Genomic DNA, 17,751 nt, shown 5'->3' with positions numbered 1-17,751 from the left:
ATCACAATATTTTGGCAATTGCCACATTTTTTGGCCGTTTTATTCATCACCCTTGAGTCGGGTGCCGAGGCCGAGGCGCCGCATTGTCTCATGCGCCGAGATCAGATCCTCGGCGATCGCGGCCATGGTGATCCGCTCCGAGGTCGCCTGCTCGCGCAGAAGGCGATAGGCGGCGTCCTCGCTCAATCCCTGTTCGTCAATCAGCAGGCGGATCGCCCGATCCACCACCCGCCGGCCCTTCAGCGTTTCCTCCAGCTTGCGAACCTTGCCCGCAAGCCGCGCCTCGTAGCCGTGGCGATAGCGCGCCAGGGTGAACTGGGTGAGAATTCCCAGCGGGCGCAGCGGCTTGCTCATCACGCCATGCGCGTTGAGGTCGTAGATCGCCTTGAGCGAGGTCGGACTTTCGTAGGTGACCACGGCGATGATCGCGGGGTCCTGCCCCTCGAACACCTGCGCGGCCTGGTCGGCCGGCACGTCCTCGACCGCGATGAACACGGTATCGGTGCCTTCGGGCAGGACGGCGGGCAGCGGCCAGACCGCCGTGACCTCGCAGCCCAGCCGGCGCAGCTGGTCGGTCAGCACCTTGCCGTCCTCGTCGCGGGGATGGATGACCAGGACCCGCGCGCGGCGCAGGTCGTCGAGTATCCGGCGCGCCTGTCCCTTCATGCCCATTCCCGCAGCGACGGTTCCTCGAACCGCGTGGTGGCCAGGTAGGGGTCCGGGCGCACCGGCCCCGCCCCCTCCCAGACGATGTCGAAGAGGCCGTCGCCCCGCGCCACCCCGATCCGCGGCGTCAGCCAGGTATGGCGGGTGTCGGCATCGACGCGGATCAGCCCGCCGGGCGCCTCGAACTCCTCGCCCAGCACCTCGCGCGCGATGCGCCGGGTGTCCAGCCCGCCGGCGCGCTCCAGCGCGCGGGCGAAGAGATGGACCTGGTTGTAGGCAGGCTCGGACCAGACGCTGGTGGTCGCGCCCGCGCCGAAGCGCGCCTTGTAGGCGGCCACGAATCTGCGGTTCACCTCCGAGCCGAGCGTCTGGAAATAGCTCGCCGCGAGGATGTGGCCGGTGCATTTCTCGGGGCCGATCCGGGCGATCTCGCCCTCGGCCATGGTCAGGCTGGCGATGGGACAGGCGGCGCGGTCGATGCCGGCGGCATCGTAGAGCGTATAGAACGCCTGCGCCGAGGTGCCGACGAGGGTGGAGAACACCGCGTCGGGGCGAATCCTGTCGATCTCGCGGATCACCGCCACCTCCTCGGCGGCGCCGGCGCCAAGCGGCAGGTAATGCTCGGCCACGATCTCGCCGCCCTTGGCCTCGATCAGGTCGCGCATCACGCGATTGGATTCGCGCGGATAGATGTAGTCGGACCCGACGAAGGCGATCCGGCTGCCATAGGTCTGCAGCAGGTAGTCGGCCAGCGGCAGGCAGGTCTGGTTCAGCGTCGCGCCGGTGTAGGCGAGGTTCTCGCAATATTCGAACCCCTCGTACATCGAGGGGTAGAACAGCAGCCCGTTGTGGCGCTCGACGATGGGCAGCACGGTCTTGCGGCTGCCCGACATCGAACAGCCGAAGATGATGTCGATCTCGTCCTCCGACAGCATGCCCCGGGCCAGCGCGCGATAGGTATCGCTGTCCGATCCCGGATCGCGGCTGACCGGGACGATCGGGCGCCCGAGCACGCCGCCCGCGGCGTTGATCTCCTCGATGGCCAGCAACGAGCCGTTGAAATGCTCGGTCTCGGTGACCTCGGTGGTGCCGCTGCGTGAAAACAGCAGGCCGACCCGCCAGCCATCCCGGGGGGCCGGGCTCATTTCGCAAATCTCACGTCGGTCTCTCCTGCCTTGATCCGCCGCCGGCGATCTTAGGAGCCGGCACCGGGCGCAGCAACCGGATTGACCGGCGCCCGCGGGGTGCGCGCGGTCGGGCGCGCCGGGGCGAAGGGGACGCCGCCCCCTTCGCCCCGGCGCGATGGCGTCAGGCGCGCATCTCGCCGCGCAGCTTCTGCGTCGCGGCGGCATCGACCGCCCAGCCATAGCCGTCGTCCACCTCGACCAGCGCCACGCCGTAGTCGTCGCGCGCGTGCTCGGGGCGGATGAAGCCGTCCAGAACGTCGTCCAGCACCTTGGCCGGATCGCGGTCCAGCGGGTCGCCATAGCCGCCACCCGAGGGCGAGAAATAGCTGACCACATCGCCGATCTCGGTGCGCAGGCCCGAGAACTTGGCGTATTCCTGCCGGGTCTCGCCGGTATGGATGTTGTGGATCTCCAGCTTGCCCACGGCGCCCTCCTTGCCGCCGAACACGCCCCAAGGCGCGTCGAGATGGCGGTCGGCCTCATGGGTCATGAAGCCCGGCGTCAGGTAGCGCTGCGATTTCACCACGCCCGCGCCGCCGCGGAACTTGCCCGCCCCCGGAGGCACGTCGTCGCGCACCTCGTAGCGATCGCAGATCAGCGGCAGGTGCATGCCCAGATCCTCCAGCGGGTTGTTGCGCGTGTTGCGCATCAGCTCCTCCACCGTGTCCGGCCCGTCCGAGGTGGCGCGGGCCCCCATCGCGGCCTCGTTCACCTCGAGGAACACCCAGTAGTCGCCGTCGGGCTTCACCCCCGAATAGGCGGCGAAGGACAGCGTCGCGGCGTTGCCGGCGGTGCAGCGGTCGGGCAGCACCGGCGCAAGCGCCTTGATCACCAGATCCGCCATGCGCTGGATCTGGCAGAACCGCGCCTCGGCCGCCGCCGGGGCGATCGGGTTGAAGATGCTGCCCTTGGGCGCGATCACGCTGATCGGCCGGAACGAGCCCTCGTTCGCCGGGATGTCGTCGGAGGAGGTGTAGGTGTCCAGCAGCAGCGCCCGGAACACGAAGAAGGCCGCCACCTTGGTCGAGCCGTCGAAGGGCACGTTGAAGGCGGTGGGCACCTGCGGCGATGATCCCGTCAGGTCCACCTCCACGCTGTCGCCCTTGACCCGGACGCAGACCTTGATCGGCAGCGTCTTGTCGCGGTTGCGCCCGTCGTCGTCGAGGAAGCCTTCGGCGAAATACTCGCCATCGGGGATCTTCTCGATCTCGGCGCGCATCCGGCGCTCGGTATAGTCCATGAGCTGCCGGGTGGCCTGAAGAACGGTCTGCTTGCCGTATTTCGCCATCAGCTCCTCGAAGCGGCGCACGCCCAGCTCGGCCGAGGCGATCTGGGCCTCCAGATCTCCCATCACCAGCCCCGGCACGCGGGTGTTGTCGCGGATGTATTTCCACATCGCCTCGTTGCGCACGCCCTCATCATAGAGCTTCACCGCGTCGAGGATCATGCCCTCCGCCCACATGTCGGGCACGTCGATGATCAGGCCCGGGGTGGCCGCGCCGATATCGACATGGTGCGCTGTGTTGGCCGAGAAGCCCACCAGCGCGCCCTCGAAGAAGACCGGCATCACCACCGCGATGTCGGGCGAATGCGAGCAGCCCTTGTAGGGGTGATTGTGCAACACGCAGTCGCCGGGCTTCCAGGCGTCCAGCGGGATGCTCTGGGCGATGCCGCGCAGGTAACCCGGCAGCGAGCCGATATGCATCGGCGTCGAGTCGGATTCGCACAGCGTGTTGTATTCGGTATCGAACAGCCCGGCGCCGAGATCCTGGCTTTCCCGGATGATCGACGAATAGCTCATGCGATACAGCACGTTGCCCATCTGCTCGGCGATGGAATGCAGGGCGCCGCCCACGACCTGCAGGGTGATCGGATCAAGTTCTTTGGTCATGTCTCTCTCCCTCAGGTCCGTTCGATGCGGATGTCGCCGTGGCCGAGCACCGTCGCGGCGAAGCCCGGCGGCACGATCGTGGTGGAGTTGTGCTGGGTGATGATCGCCGGCCCCGTGATCCGGTCCTCGGCGAGCAGCCTGGTGCGGTCGTAGCGCGGCGTCGGCGTCGCGTGGCCGTCGTCGAAGATGGTGTCCGCGTCGTAGAGATGCGCCTCCTCGGGGTTGTGGCGCCCGCCGTGGTCGAGGCCGGGCAGCCGCAGCTGGTCGACCTCGGCCGAGGCGATCACCCGCAGGGTCACGCCCTCGGTGATCTGGTCGCGGAAGGCGTGACCGTAGGCTTCCTTGTGCACGTCGAAGAACGAGTCGATCACCGCGTGCTTGTTCTCCTGGGTCAGGGCCGCGTCCGGCATCTCGGCGCGCAGTTCGAACCCCTGCCCGAGATAGCGGCATTCCATGACCTTCTGGAACCGGCGTGCCGCGGGCGGGATGCCGTCGGCCTCGAGCTGGGCGTTGGCCTCGGCGATCAGGTCGTCGGCGATGGCGTTGATCTGCGCCAGCGCCGCGTCGTCGGCATCGTCCAGCGTCTTGAGAACCGAGCGGGTGTATTCGTATTTCAGGTCCGTCACCAGCAGGCCCATCGCCGCCGTGATCCCCGGCTGCAGCGGCGAGATCACGTCCTTGGCCCGGACCATCTCGGCCAGCGCCACGACATGCAGGGGCCCCGCCCCGCCGAAGCCCATCAGCGAGAAGCCGCGCGGGTCGATCCCCTTGGCCACCGAGTTGGCGTTGATCGCCAGCGCCATGTTGTTGTTGATGATCTTGAGGATGCCCAGCGCCGCCCCGGTGACGCTCAGGCCCAGCGGCTCGGCGATATGCTCGCGGATCGCCTTCTCGGCGAGGGACTTGTCGATCGACAGGTCGCCGCCGAGGAAACGCTCGGGATCGAGCCGCCCGAGCACCACCTGCGCGTCGGTCACGGTGGGCTCGGTGCCGCCGCGGCCATAGCAGGCCGGGCCCGGCACCGCGCCGGCCGAGCGCGGCCCGACGCGGAAGGCGCCGCCCTCGTCCACATAGGCGATCGAGCCGCCGCCGGCGCCGATCGCGTCGATGTCGATCATCGGCGCCAGCACCGGCAGGTCGGCGACCAGCGTGTCGCGCGGGTTCTTGATCCGCAGTTCGCCGTTCTGGATCACCGAGATGTCGGCCGAGGTGCCGCCGATGTCGATGGTGATGATATTGGCGCTGTCGCAGTGATGGCCGGTCCAGCGGCCGCCGATCACGCCCCCGGCCGGGCCGGAAAGCAGCAGGCCGATGGGCCGCGCCGCCGACTGGTCGATGGTCGAGATGCCGCCGTTCGACTGCATGATCCGCACCGTGGCGCCGATGCCGTTCTCCTTCAGCCGGCTTTCCAGGCGGCGCAGGTAGAGCGCGGTCTTGGGCCCGACATAGGCGTTCATCGCGGTCGAGCTGAAGCGCTCGTATTCCCGGATCACGTTGACCACGTCCGAGGAGGCGCAGACGAAGGCGTCCGGCATCACCTCGCGGACGATCTCGGCGGCGCGTTTCTCATGCGCGTCGTTGAGGAAGGAGAACAGGAAGCCGATGATCACCGCGTCCAGCCCGCGCTTCTTGAACAGCTCGGCGGCGGCGCGAACCTCGTCCTCGTCCAGCGGCACCTCGACCGCGCCGGTGGGCGGCGACAGGCGCTCGGTGATCGGCAGGCGGTTGCGGCGCTTGACCAGCGGCTTCGACTGCCACGGCACGTCGAATTGCAGCGAGAAATTGTGCGGCCGCTTGTGCCGGGCCATGTGCAGGATGTCGCGGAAGCCGCGGGTCGTCAGCATGCCGACCTCGGCGCCGTTGCGCTCGATCACCATGTTGGTGGCGACGGTGGTGCCGTGGAACAGCACGTCGATGTCGCCCGGTTCCACGCCCGCCAGGCGGCAGACCTGCAGCACGCCGTTCACCACCCCCTCGGACTGGTCCGAGGGGGTCGAGGGCACCTTGGTCACGACGATCCGCTGGTCGTCCTCGCCCGCCTGCCGGGTGCGCTCCAGAACGATGTCGGTGAAGGTTCCACCGACATCCACGCCTACTCTGATCATTTGGTCATCCTTTCACAGTCCTTCTCTGTCGCGTCCTCGCCACGAATGATGTGTTCCACGCCGAGCCCCGCGCCGAGCAGCCGGTCGTCCTCGCCGCCGGTCGCGGCCAGCAGGAAGCTGGTGGGCAGCCCGTCCGCATCGCGCCCGTTGGGGATCGCGAGGCCGGGCAGGTTCAGGAAATTGCCGATCAGCGTGTTGCGCAGCGTCTTGAGGTTGACGCGGTGGAACAGCTCGTCGTCGGCCTCCAGCGGCGCGATCTCGGGGGCGGTGTGCGGCGTGGTGGGCATTGCCAGCAGCGCGCCGTCCAGCCGCCCCGCCAGTTCCGCCATGCCGGCCGCGCGCGCCCGGTGCAGGGTGATCAGGCCGGAGGCCGGCATCCGTTTGCCGCCCATGATCCGCGCCACCACGCGGCGGTCGATGCGCGCGGCCTCGGGGCCGTCGACCAGCGCGCGGTGCTCGACATAGGCCTCGGCGGCGGTGATGGTGCCGATCTCACCGGCCAGCCGCAGCGCCTCGGCGAAGGGTGGCAGCGGGCCGCGTTCGATGCGCGCGCCGGCGGCCTCCAGCCGGCGCAGGCTTGCCTCGAAATTGGCCGCCACCGCCGGGTCGAGATCGTCGAGAACCACGGTTTCGGGCACGAATATCCGCAGCCCCTCGGCGGGGCGGCGGCGCACCGCGCTGGTGGCCGCGCCGCGCAGCACCATCTCGCTCAGCACGCAATCCTCGACCGAGCGCGCCAGCGGCCCGATGGTGTCATGGGTCCGCGACAGCGCGAAGACGCCCGCGGTGGAGATCCGCCCCTCCGACGATTTGTAGCCCACCACCCCGTTGAAGGCCGACGGGATGCGGACCGAACCGCCCGTGTCTGTGCCGATCGCTACCGGCGCCAGCCCCGACGCCACCGCCACGCCCGAGCCCGAGGACGAGCCCCCCGGCGCGCGCGGCGTGGCCGGGTCGTTCGGGTTGACCGGCGTGCCGTAATGCGGGTTCAGCCCAAGGCCGGAATAGGCGAATTCGGTCAGGTTCAGCTTGCCCAGGCTCACCATCCCGGCGGCCGCCGCATTGGCCACGATGGGGGCATCGGCGCGGGCGGGCTCGGCGTCGCGGTAGATATCGGAGGCGGCGGTGGTGCGCGTGCCCGCAACGTCGATCAGGTCCTTCCAGGCGATCGGCACCCCGTCGAGCGGCGACAGCGCCCGGCCCGCCGTCAGCCGCGCCTGCGCCGCGCGGGCCTCGGCCAGCGCGCGCTCCCGCGTCACCGCCAGGAACACCGGCGAGCTCTGCGCCGCGATCCGGTCGAGCAGCAGTTCGGCCAGCGCGACCGGGCTGGCCTCGCCCGCCGCGAGCGCGCGGGCGATCGTGGCCGCCGAGCGGCCGCTGAGGGCTTCGAGATCAGCCATGTCTGGGTCCTTTTTCCGGGATGCGCGCGCGGGGGAGGATCATGCCGCGGCCTCCCCCCCGCCCGCGGGCGCGACCGCGGCCAGAAAGGTCGTCAGCGAATGGCGGATCGCCCCTTCGCCGATGCCGCGGGTGATGAAGATGATCCGCGAGGTGCGATCCTCGTCGGGCCAGCGGTGCAGGTGCAGCGGCGGGTGCACGACATGCTGCACCCCGTGGATCACCACCGGCGTGTCCGAGTCCTGCACGTTCAGGATGCCCTTGACCCGCAGGACATGCGCGCCATGCACATGCAGCAGCGCGGTCAGCCAGACCCCGAAGGCCGTCCAGTCGATCGGCTGCGGATAGACGATCACGAAGGAATTGGTGTCGCTGTCGTGCAGGTGGTCATGGGCCGGCGCGCGCGCGGCGCTCTCCAGCCAGCGGGCGACCTCGGCGGCGCGGCGCTCGGCATCGCCCAGATCCTCGGCGAAGAGGAAATCGGCGTCGAAGTCACGCCCCTCGCTGCGGACCACGGCGGCCACCGGGTTCAGCGCATGCAGCCGGGCCTCAAGCGCGGCGATCTCCGGCGCGTCGGAGAGGTCGCATTTGGTGATCAGGATGCGGTCCGCGACCGAGGCCTGCTTCACCGCCTCGGGCTGGCCGGCCAGCGTCTGCGCGCCGGCCACGGCCTCGACCGTGCAGATGATGTTTCCGATGCGGTAGTGGTTGCGGATCACCGGCTCCGCCGCGATGGTCGAGACGATCGGGGCTGGATCGGCCAGCCCCGTGGTCTCCACCACCACCCGGCGGAAGCGCGGGATGTCGCCGCGCGCGGCGCGGTCGTGCAGGTCGCGCAGGGTGTCCTTCAGGTCGCTGCGGATGGTGCAGCACAGGCAACCCGAGTCCATCAGCAGCACGCCCTCCTCGACCTCCTCCAGCAGGATGTGATCGAGCCCGACCTCGCCGAATTCGTTGACGATGACGGCGGTGTCGGAAAACTCCGGCCGCGACAGGATCTCGCGCAGCAGCGTCGTCTTGCCCGAGCCGAGGAAGCCGGTGATGATGTTCACCGGGATCATGGCTTGCCCCCCTGCCCCGGCAGCGCCGCCAGCCAGTCGGGGTCGAGCGGATCGACGGGCGCGCCGCGCAGACGCTCAACCGCGCCCCAGACCGCCTGGATGTCGTCGACGATCTCGCTGCGGCCGGTGGCGGAGGTCAGGATGTAGCTGCTGGCCTGGAAATCCTTCACCTTCATCCGCAGCGGCGCCAGCGCGGCGTTGACGATGGCGGCCCGGTGGCTGCGTTCGGCGCGGATGGTGCGCCGGGCATCGCCGGTGAACGCGTCTGGATGTGCCGAGGTCTCGGTCCAATGGACCACCCCCAGCAGCCCGCAAAGGCCGCACATGTCGTCCGTCTCCCTGTCGGTGGAACGGCCCGGGCCGCGCCATGCGGCCCGGGCGCAAGGATCAGCGCGGGAAGCGCCGGTTGTAATCGTCCGCGATCGCGTCGAAGGTGGTGAACTTGACGCCGGGATGCGAGATGATGTGGTTGTAGAGGCGCTCCAGCATCAGCAGCACCTGCGGCTTGCCCGACACGTCCGGGTGGATGGTGAAGGTGAACACCGCGTAGTCCATCTCGCGGTAGACCCAGTCGAACTGGTCACGCCAGATCTCTTCCAGGTGCCGCGGGCTGACGAAGCCGTGGCTGTTCGGCGCGGCCTTCATGAACATCATCGGCGGCAGGTCGTCGAGCCACCACGAGGCCGGAATCTCGATCAGGTCGGTCTCCTGGCCGCGCACCAGCGGCTTCATCCACTCCTCGGCCTTCTTGGAATAGTCGATCTTGGTCCAGCTGTCGCCGACGCGCACCCGGTAGGGCGAGTAGTCGTTATGCATCAGCGAATGGTCGTACTTGATGCCCTTCTTCAGCAACAGCTCGTTCGACACCGGCGAGAATTCCCACCACGGCGCGACATAGCCGGTGGGTCGGCGGCCGCAGAGCTGTTCGATCAGCTCGATGGACTTGTCCATCACCGCCTCTTCCTGCTCGGGCGTCATGGCGATCGGGTTTTCGTGGCTGTAGCCGTGCATGCCGATCTCGTGGCCGGCCTCGGCCACGCGCTTCATCTGCTCGGGGAAGGTCTCGATCGAGTGGCCGGGGACGAACCAGGTGGTCTTGATGCCCCAGCGGTCGAACAGGTCGAGCAGCCGCATCGAGCCGACCTCGCCCGCGAACATGCCGCGGCTGATGTCGCAGGGGCTGTCCTCGCCGCCGTAGGAGCCGAGCCAGCCGCCGACGGCATCGACGTCCACGCCAAAGGCGCAGTAGATTTCTTTAGCCATGTGTTTCACTCCCTAGTTGGTTCGGATCGGCACCGTCCTCAGGCGGCGCCTGTTTGTTGTTCGTCTTGTCGCCCGCGCCCGCCGCCGGGCGCGGCCCTCCCCCTCAGCCCGCGTCGAGAACGATCGTGGTGCGTTCGGGGTTCCAGCGCAGTTCGACCTCCGAGCCGGGCTCGATGCCGCGGCCCTCGAGCTTGTCGCGGTAGGTCTCCAGCCGCACGTCCAGCCGGTCGTCCAGCCGGACCGAGACGTAGATGACCTGCCCGACCCGATCCATCGCGGTCACGGTGCCCTTGACGCTGTCGAGCGGCGTGTCGCCCCGGGGGTCATCCGCGCGGTGCACGCCGACATATTCCGAGGGCACCACGGCCAGCGCCTGCGCCCCAGGGCGCGCCGCTGCCGGATCGAAGCCGGGCACGCCCGACAGCAGGCCGAAACGGGTCTGCACCGTGGCCCGGCCGGCGCCGATTTCGGCAAGCTGGCCGTCGATGATCTTGTTGCGGCCGATGAAGCGCGCCACGAAAGGCGATTTCGGCCGCGTGTAAAGCTCGAACGGGGCCGAGATCTGCTCGACCCTGCCGGAGTTCATCACCACCACGCGGTCACCCATGCTCAGCGCCTCGGATTGCGCGTGGGTGACGAAGACGAAGGTGATGCCGAGGTCGCGCTGCAGGATCTTCAGCTCTTCCTGGATGGATTTCCGCAGGTTCGCGTCGAGCGCGCCCAGCGGCTCGTCCAGCAGCAGGATCTCGGGCTCGGTCACCAGGCCGCGGCCCAGCGCCAGACGCTGTTTCTGGCCGCCCGACAGGGCGCTTTCTTTGGCGTCGGCGACGTCGCCCAGTTCCAGTTTCTCGATGATCGTGTCGACCCGGCGCTTGACCTCGTCGGAGGGCACGTTGCGCACCTGCAGGCCAAAGGCGATGTTCTGACGCACCGTCATGTGCGGGAAGATCGCGTAGTTCTGGAAAATCGTCGATGTCGGGCGCTTTTCGGTCGGGACATGGGTGAAATTGCGGCCGCGGATCAGCAGCTCGCCCGAGGTGATGCTTTCGAGCCCCGCTATCATCCGCAGCGTGGTCGTCTTGCCGCAGCCCGAGGGCCCCACGAAAGAGATGAACTCGCCTTTCGAGACCTGCAGGTCGAAATCCTCCACGGCGACGGTCCCGCCGGGATAGACCTTGCGGATTTTCACGAGTTCGAGATCGAAATTCGTCATGGGGGCGCGGCTCCTGTCGCAACGCTGTTGGGCTTGGGGATGTGGGAAAGGGGGCGCCCCCCTTTCCCACGGCGTCATGCCGTCAGGCGCTGAGGAATTCGTCCCAGCGGCTGATGAGGTGGTCGTACTCGTCGGGCCACTGGTGCCAGTAGCTGACATGGCTGGCGCGCTCCTCCAGCGAGCCGCCGTCGCGCAGGTCGCCTTCGTTGATGCCGCGCTCCGGCGCGCCCTTCCAGGGCTGGCCCTCGTACCAGAAGGCGTATTTGTCCGGGTCCATCACATCCTTGATGTTGGTGGTCGGCGAATAGTAGCCCTGCTCCGACACCGTGATGCCGGGCGCGCCGGACAGCCAGTAATCGGCATAGGCCTTGACGGCATCGCCATTGGGGCTGTTGGCGATCTGCGAGATGCCGATCGACCAGGCGCGATAGCCTTCCTTCGGCACCGCGTAGGAGCACTGGATGCCCTGCGCCTTGACCGCCATCACCGCCGGCTGCCAGGCGTCGGCGAGGATCATCTCGCCCGAGGCCAGCAGGTTCACCAGCTCGCCGAAATCGCCCCACAGGGCGCGGAACTGGCCGGCCTTCTTCTTGGCGATCAGGAACTTGGCGGCCTCGTCGATTTCATCGGCGCTGGGGTTGCCGGGGTTCGGAACCTCAAGCAGTCCGAGCGAGTTCATCGCCAGGATGGCCTGGCCGAAGGCGATCAGCGGGTCGACGTTCAGGCCGGTCTTGCCCTTGAACTTCTCGTCGAACAGCGCGGTCCAGGTGTTCGCCTCCTCGGCCGAAACGAGGTCCGGGCGGTAGCCGATCGAGTCGAAGTTGTAGACGGTGGGCACCATCCACAGCTGGGTCTTGGCCTCGTCCGCCCAGATCTGGCCCGAAATCTGCGCCCGCGCTTCCATCTTGGGATCGGTCTCGGTGAAGGTCGGGCGGATGTTGCCCCAGTTGCTCAGATCCGCCGTCGGGATCGGCGTGATGGTTTCGGTGATGGTCATCGCCGGCAGGCGCTCGCCGATGATTTCCCAGCAGTCATAGGCGTTGGAGCCCGACAGCAGCTCGGTCTGGGTGTTGGGGAAAATGTCGGCCTTGCCCGACACCGAGCCCACGCCCGACTTGGCCTTGAAGTCGTTCAGGATGCGCTCCTGCACCGTCACCGACAGGCCGACGGTCCGCAGTTGCTGGTCTCCGAGGCCCTGGGCCCAGAGCATCTGGGGGCTGAGCAGGGCCGAAGACCCGGCCAATGCGCCTGCGCCGGCCATGAAGCCGCGGCGCGAACAATTGTAGTTTTTCATCTTTCGCTTCCCTGTTGTAGTTGACGACCGCGCGCGCGGGCCGGCCTAGTAACGGCCGACCAGCAACCCTCCATCCACCGTAACGACCTGGCCGGTCACATACCGGGCCGCATCGGATGCAAGGAAACAGATGACATCGGCGATGTCGGCGGCTTCGCCGACCCTGCCCATGGGAATGAATTCAGCGGCCTTCTCCAGGCCCGCCGGCCCCAGAGAATGCTGTTCCGACAGCGCCTGAGCGGTGCGGATGTAGCCCGGCGCCACGCCGTTCACCCGCACGCCCGAGGCCGCCAGTTCCACCGCGAGACCGCGCACCAGCCCGACCACGCCCGACTTGGCGGCCGAGTAATGCACATGCTCGTCCCAGCCATAGGCCACGCCCATGATCGAGCTGAGGCAGACGACCGAGCCCTGCCCGGCCGCGCGCATCTTCGGCGCCGCCGCGCGGATCACCCGGATCATGCCCTTCAGGTCCACGTCGAATGTGTGGTCCCATTTCTCGTCGGTCAGCTGGTCGAGCGGCACCTTGTGCGCGATGCCCGCGTTGCACACCAGCGTATCGAGCGCGCCATGCGCGGCCTCCACCCTGGCCACCACCGCGTTGCTCTGTTCGGTCGAGGTGACGTCGAGCGGGTGGAACTCGGCGGTGCCGCCGTCCGCTTCGATCTCGGCGGCGACCGCCGCGCCCTCGTCCTGCAGGACGTCGGTCACGATGACCCGGTATCCCGCCTTGCCGAAGGCCAGCGCCGTGGCGCGTCCGATGCCGATGCCGGCGCCCGTGATCAGAACCGTTTTCATGCCTTGCTCTCCCTCACAACATCACATCGCCGGAATTCGGCCCCAGGGTCTGGCCGACGTAGATCCTCGCATCCTCCGAGGCGAGGAAGGCCACCGTGGCGGCCACGTCCTCGGGTTCGCCGAAACGGCCCAGCGGCAGTTCGGCGGCCTTGGTCGCACGCCAGTCCTCGGACAGGCCCAGCACCAGCTCGGTGTTGATCGGCCCCGGCGCGACCGCGTTGACGCGCACCCCCGAGGCGCTGACCTCGCGCGCCAGCGCCTTGGTCAGGCCGATGATCCCGGCCTTGGCGGCGCTGTAATGGGTCAGCTCGATGCCGCCGATCTGGCCCAGCTGCGAGGCGATGTTGACGATGCAGCCCGAGCCGGCCTCAAGCATCGGCCCGATCGCCCGCCGCGCGCCCAGGAAACAGCCGCGCAGATGCACCGCGATCATCCGGTCCCAATCCTCGGCCGACATCTCGGCAAAGCGCAACTGCTGCACGATGCCGGCGTTGTTCACCGCCAGGGTGCAGGGGCCGTAGGCTGCCTCGCAGGCCGCGAACACCCGGTCGATATCCGCCTCGGAGCTGACATCGCCCGGCGCGGCCAGGGCCGTCCCGCCCGCCGCGACGATCGCGTCGGCGGTGGCCGCGGCGGCCTCGGCCCTCAGGTCGTTGACCACCACCCGCGCGCCCTCGGCGGCCAGCCGTTCGGCAATGGCCCGGCCGATGCCCGCGCCGGCGCCGGTGACGACCGCCGCGTGGTGCGCCAGCCGGGTCATGCCACGTCCTCCTGGATGCCCGAGGCGCGGGCATTCGCGCGGCGCACGGAGGCGCTCATCAGGATGCCGTAGACCGCCAGCAGCGAGAATGAGAACAGCGTGGTCAGCACCCCGAAGGCAAAGAGGTTGGGGTGGATCTCGACCGCGAAGGTGCCGTAGATGGCGATCGGCATGGTAACCTCGGAGCCGCCGGTGAACAGCGTGCGCGGAAACTCGTCATAGCTGAGCGTCAGCGCGAACAGCATGGCCGACAGAACGCCCGGGAAGATCATCGGGAAGGTCACCTTGCGGAAGGTCCGCCCCGGCGGTACGCCCAGCGCCCAGGCGGCCTCTTCCACGCCTTTGTCGAAGCGGTTGAAGATCGCCAGCATCACCAGGAAGGCGAAGGGGTAGGTATAGACCACATGCAGCACGAAGGCCGTTCCCCACCAGGTGCGGGCGATGTCCATCTGGTCGGCGACCAGCGCCATCCCGAGGCCCAGCAGCACGCCCGGGACCATCATGCCCAGAACCACCAGGTAGAACACGAAACCCGAGCCCTTGAACTGCCGGCGGAAGGCCTGCGCGGTCAGCGTGCCCAGCACGGTGGACACCACCATCGTGGCGAAGGCCAGCGTCAGCGAGCGGGTCAGCGCCTCGCCGATCGGCAGCGGCGCCACGCGCGAGGGCGGCGCGAAGCCCAGCACATGCTTGTACCAGAAGGTCGACCATTCGATGATCGGGAACTGCGGCCCGCCCTCCGGCCCCTGCTGGAAGCTCAGGATCGCCATCACCACGAAGGGGCCATAGAGGAAGGCGAGGAACAGCGCGGTATAGAGGGCCAGAACCCAGCGCGTTGCGGTCAGTTGTTGCATCGCTATTCCCCCTCAGAGCTCACGGCGCAGGTTGACGATTCGCAGCAGCCCGGTGATCACCGCGGCCATGACCACGGTCAGCACCACGCCCACCACCGCCGCGAAGGCCCATTTCAGCGACCCCACCTGGGTGACGATGATGTTGCCCAGCAGGTTGACCTTGCGGCCCGACAGCGCCGAGGCGGTGGCGAACTCGCCCAGCACCATGACCGAGACGAAGATCGCGCCCACCACCACGCCCGGCAGGCTGAGCGGGAAGATGATCTTGCGGAAGATCGTCGAGGACGAGGCGCCGAGGTCGCGCGCGGCCTCGATCAGGCTCTCGTCGATGCGCGCCAGCATGAAGGCGATCGGGCCGACCATGAACACCACATAGATCTGCACCATGCCGATGATCACCGACAGCTCGGTGAACAGCAGCACCTCGATCGGCTGGGTGATGAGGCCCAGTTTCTGCAGCACGATGTTGATCGCGCCCTCCTTGCCCAGCATCGGCCGCCACGCCAGCACGCGGATCAGGAAGGAGGTCCAGAACGGGATCACGCAGGCCACCAGCAGCACCGTCTGCACGGTCTTGTTGCGGACGAACTGGCCGATGAACAGCGCCGTCGGATACCCGAGGAGCAGCGTCAGGAACAGCACCGTCAGCCAGATACGCAGGGTCCGCAGCAGCGCCCCGAAATAGGTCTCCGAGCCGAAGAAGGTGGCCCAGGATTTCAGGGTCAGGTCGGGCTTGATGGCAAAGGTGGTCTGGGTCCAGAAGCTGACATAGACCATCATCACCAGCGGCACGATCAGGAACAGCACCATCCAGATGACGCCGGGCGCCAGCAGCAGAAAATGCCGGTTGCGGCTCAGGAAGCCCGGCTTGGGGGCCATCGGAGCGCCGGTTTCGGACGCGGCGATATCGGGTGTCGCAACCATCAGGCAGCTCCCTTGGTCTGGGCCGCGGCGATCCGGCGGCCGGAGGCATCGAACAGAAGGACGGCGTTCACGTCCCACGACAGCAGCCGCTGCTCGCCGCCGCGGTATTCGACCGGATCGGAGCGGCTGAGATGACGCTCCACCTCGAACAGCGCGCCGTCGGAGCATTTGAAGAAATGCACCACCCGGCTGCCCATGAACTCGCTCGCGATGAAGGTCGCGGGCATCGAGGCCCGGCCCGGCGCGACGCTGGCGCCAGCGGGCTCGATCTCGGTCGCATCGAAGCGCAGCGCATAATAGGCGGCCTCGCCCGCGCCCGCCGGCATCTGCAGCCTCTGGTCGCCGTGGCGGAACGCGCCGCCCTCGGTGCGGCCGCCGAGGATGTTGTAGCTGTTGATGAATTTCGCGACGCGCACGGTCGCCGGCGCATGGAACACGGCGTCCGGAGAATCGACCTGGATGGCGCGGCCCTCGTCGAGCACGATCATCCGGTCGCCCATGGCCAGCGCCTCGCTCTCGTTGCCGGTGACGTGGAAGAAGGTCACGCCCAGCGCCTCGCGGATCTTGCGCAGTTCGATGGTCATGCGTTCGCGCAGGTTGGCGTCCAGCGCGCCCAGCGGCTCGTCCAGCAGGCAGACCTTGGGCTCGGTGATCAGGGTGCGGGCCAGCGACACCCGCTGTTTCTGCCCGCCCGAGATCTGCCCGACCATGCGCCCCTCGAGCCCCTGCAGGCCGACCAGTTCCAGCATTTCGCCGACCCGTCGCGCGACCACGGTCTCGTCGGTCACCGGATCGACGATCCGGTTGCGCAGCCCGAAGGCGACGTTGTCGCCCACCGTCATATGCGGGAACAGCGCGTAATTCTGCTGCACGAAACCGAGCCCGCGCAGATGCGTCGGTCGGGTCGTGATGTCTTCGCCGTTGAGAAAGATGCGCCCGGTCTCGGGCGCCTCAAGCCCCGCAATCAGACGCAGCATCGTCGACTTCCCTGAGCCCGAAGGTCCAAGCAATGTCAGATACTCATCATCTTCGACGCGAAGCGAAAGACCGGCAATCGCCGCCTTTCCGCCGAACGTCTTTCCGAGGCCATGAAGCTCCATCATCGCGGGCCGAATCCCTCACCTGTTTGTTGCGGGGGTCTCAGCGCCCCCATGAGTCGAGGCTGTGCGTTTCGCGTTCAAAAGTCAAAATTTTTCTGAGCCCATGCGCCAGAAATTGCACTTTACCGCGCGCAAACCCGCAAAAGCCCGCAATCTAGGCGAAAAAATAATGGTCATCGTGCACGAAGTGCATTTATCCTTGCTCAAAAGAACGAAAGGCGTGCGATCTTGAACATCCCACCCCACGACCCGGACAGCCGCCCCGCCCCGCGCTACGCGGCGATCAAGGAGTCACTGTCGCAGGCGATCCGCAGCGGCACCCTGCCCAAGGGGACCGTCCTGACCGAAGGCCGCATCGCCAGCCTGTTCGGCACCAGCCGGACGCCGGTGCGCACCGCGCTGAACGAGCTGCTGGAAGTCGGGCTGATCGCCCGGTTCGAGGGCCGCGGCTTCGTCGTGCACGGCGCCGGCAAGGTCACGCCGACCCGCACCCCGCTGACGCGCGAGATGCTGGGCCTGGCGCCGGATTCGCCGCCCGAGCCGCAGCCGGCCACCGCCGAGCGGATCGCGCGGCGCTTCGAGGACAGCCTGGCGCTGGCGCTGCCCTTCGGCCTGTTCCGCATCAACGAGCAGGCCGCGGCCGATCATTTCGAGGTCAGCCGCACCATCGTGCGCGAGTTGCTGTCGCGCTTCCAGGACCGCGGGCTGGTGCGCAAGGACCTGCGCTCGCACTGGGTGGTGGGGCCGCTGACCGCGCGCGACGTGGCCCATTATTTCAACATCCGCGGCAAGCTGGAGCCGCTGGCGCTCATGGAAAGCGCGTCGCAGATGGCGCCCGCCGAGATCCAGCGCATGTGGCAGGCCGCCGACGATGCGATCTCGGGGCGGACGGAGCTCGACGCGGCGCTGATCGACGAGTTGGAGAACGACATCCATGTCCGCCTGCTGGCGCGCTCGTCCAACGGCTACCTGCTGCGGATGATCCACCAGACCCAGATCGCGCTGGTGGTGAACCGGGTGTTCGCCTCCTATGTCGGGGCGCGCCCCTTCGAGGTGTCGCTGCGCGAGCACCTGATCGTTCTGGAATTCATCAAGCGGGGCGCGCACGCGGCCGCGGCGCAGGCCCTGGAGGAGCACATGCGCCTGGCCGCCGAGCGCACGCGCAAGCGGCTGATGGCGATCTCGGTCTTCCCCGAGCCTGACCTGCCCCGCTATCTGCAGCGCCAGACCGCCTGAC

The 17,751-nt window shown here is 68.0% G+C and carries 16 protein-coding genes; 1 reads left to right on the top strand and 15 read right to left on the bottom strand.

All coding sequences use genetic code 11. From position 1 onward, the window contains the following. Nucleotides 1-39 precede the first annotated feature (39 nt). From KCI33_RS04320 to KCI33_RS04250, 15 genes are all read right to left on the bottom strand, one after another. A complete protein-coding gene (locus KCI33_RS04320; RefSeq protein ID WP_249138906.1) occupies nt 40-666 on the bottom strand; it encodes an ANTAR domain-containing protein in 627 nt (208 codons plus the stop codon). Further along, a complete protein-coding gene (locus KCI33_RS04315) occupies nt 663-1,811 on the bottom strand; it encodes a transporter substrate-binding domain-containing protein (RefSeq protein ID WP_212523525.1) in 1,149 nt (382 codons plus the stop codon). Before KCI33_RS04315 ends, KCI33_RS04320 begins: the two co-directional genes overlap by 4 nt. A 163-nt stretch (nt 1,812-1,974) precedes the next feature. After that, nucleotides 1,975-3,744, bottom strand: coding sequence for a hydantoinase B/oxoprolinase family protein (locus KCI33_RS04310; RefSeq protein WP_212523524.1), 1,770 nt, complete (start codon nt 3,742-3,744; stop codon nt 1,975-1,977). Between the two features lie 11 nt (nt 3,745-3,755). Further along, a complete protein-coding gene (locus KCI33_RS04305) occupies nt 3,756-5,849 on the bottom strand; it encodes a hydantoinase/oxoprolinase family protein (protein WP_212523523.1) in 2,094 nt (697 codons plus the stop codon). Next, nucleotides 5,846-7,249 (bottom strand): amidase, encoded by a 1,404-nt coding sequence (locus tag KCI33_RS04300; RefSeq protein WP_212523522.1) that lies wholly within the window; start codon nt 7,247-7,249, stop codon nt 5,846-5,848. Before KCI33_RS04300 ends, KCI33_RS04305 begins: the two co-directional genes overlap by 4 nt. Nucleotides 7,250-7,288: 39 nt before the next feature. Continuing rightward, on the bottom strand, nt 7,289-8,308 hold the full coding sequence (locus KCI33_RS04295) for a GTP-binding protein (protein ID WP_212523521.1): 1,020 nt from the start codon (nt 8,306-8,308) through the stop codon (nt 7,289-7,291). Continuing rightward, entirely contained in the window at nt 8,305-8,634 is a 330-nt protein-coding gene (locus KCI33_RS04290; protein ID WP_212523520.1) for a hypothetical protein, read from the bottom strand. The genes KCI33_RS04295 and KCI33_RS04290 overlap by 4 nt, the downstream gene beginning before the upstream one ends. Before the next feature lie 61 nt (nt 8,635-8,695). Further along, entirely contained in the window at nt 8,696-9,571 is an 876-nt protein-coding gene (locus KCI33_RS04285) for a polysaccharide deacetylase (protein ID WP_212523519.1), read from the bottom strand. A gap of 103 nt (nt 9,572-9,674) precedes the next feature. Continuing rightward, entirely contained in the window at nt 9,675-10,784 is a 1,110-nt protein-coding gene (locus KCI33_RS04280) for an ABC transporter ATP-binding protein (protein WP_212523518.1), read from the bottom strand. A gap of 82 nt (nt 10,785-10,866) precedes the next feature. Next, complete coding sequence (locus tag KCI33_RS04275; protein ID WP_212523517.1) at nt 10,867-12,078, bottom strand: extracellular solute-binding protein; 1,212 nt, start codon at nt 12,076-12,078, stop codon at nt 10,867-10,869. A gap of 45 nt (nt 12,079-12,123) precedes the next feature. Next, nucleotides 12,124-12,876 (bottom strand): SDR family NAD(P)-dependent oxidoreductase, encoded by a 753-nt coding sequence (locus KCI33_RS04270; RefSeq protein ID WP_212523516.1) that lies wholly within the window; start codon nt 12,874-12,876, stop codon nt 12,124-12,126. Between the two features lie 13 nt (nt 12,877-12,889). Then, nucleotides 12,890-13,636, bottom strand: a complete 747-nt coding sequence (locus tag KCI33_RS04265) for an SDR family oxidoreductase (RefSeq protein ID WP_212523515.1) — start codon at nt 13,634-13,636, stop codon at nt 12,890-12,892. Then, complete coding sequence (locus tag KCI33_RS04260; RefSeq protein WP_212523514.1) at nt 13,633-14,490, bottom strand: ABC transporter permease; 858 nt, start codon at nt 14,488-14,490, stop codon at nt 13,633-13,635. Before KCI33_RS04260 ends, KCI33_RS04265 begins: the two co-directional genes overlap by 4 nt. A 12-nt stretch (nt 14,491-14,502) precedes the next feature. Next, nucleotides 14,503-15,414, bottom strand: a complete 912-nt coding sequence (locus tag KCI33_RS04255; RefSeq protein WP_212523513.1) for an ABC transporter permease — start codon at nt 15,412-15,414, stop codon at nt 14,503-14,505. Further along, nucleotides 15,414-16,514, bottom strand: a complete 1,101-nt coding sequence (locus KCI33_RS04250) for an ABC transporter ATP-binding protein (protein WP_249138916.1) — start codon at nt 16,512-16,514, stop codon at nt 15,414-15,416. Before KCI33_RS04250 ends, KCI33_RS04255 begins: the two co-directional genes overlap by 1 nt. Before the next feature lie 228 nt (nt 16,515-16,742). Here KCI33_RS04250 and KCI33_RS17870 point away from each other — a divergent pair, with 228 nt between their 5' ends. Continuing rightward, nucleotides 16,743-17,750 (top strand): GntR family transcriptional regulator, encoded by a 1,008-nt coding sequence (locus KCI33_RS17870; protein ID WP_249138905.1) that lies wholly within the window; start codon nt 16,743-16,745, stop codon nt 17,748-17,750. Nucleotide 17,751 lies beyond the last annotated feature (1 nt).

The organism is Actibacterium sp. MT2.3-13A (assembly GCF_018139985.1).
In the GTDB taxonomy this organism is placed as follows: Bacteria; Pseudomonadota; Alphaproteobacteria; order Rhodobacterales; family Rhodobacteraceae; genus JAGSOU01.
The sequence above is the reverse complement of the archived record's forward strand: the minus strand, read 5'-3'. Positions and strand labels throughout refer to the sequence as shown.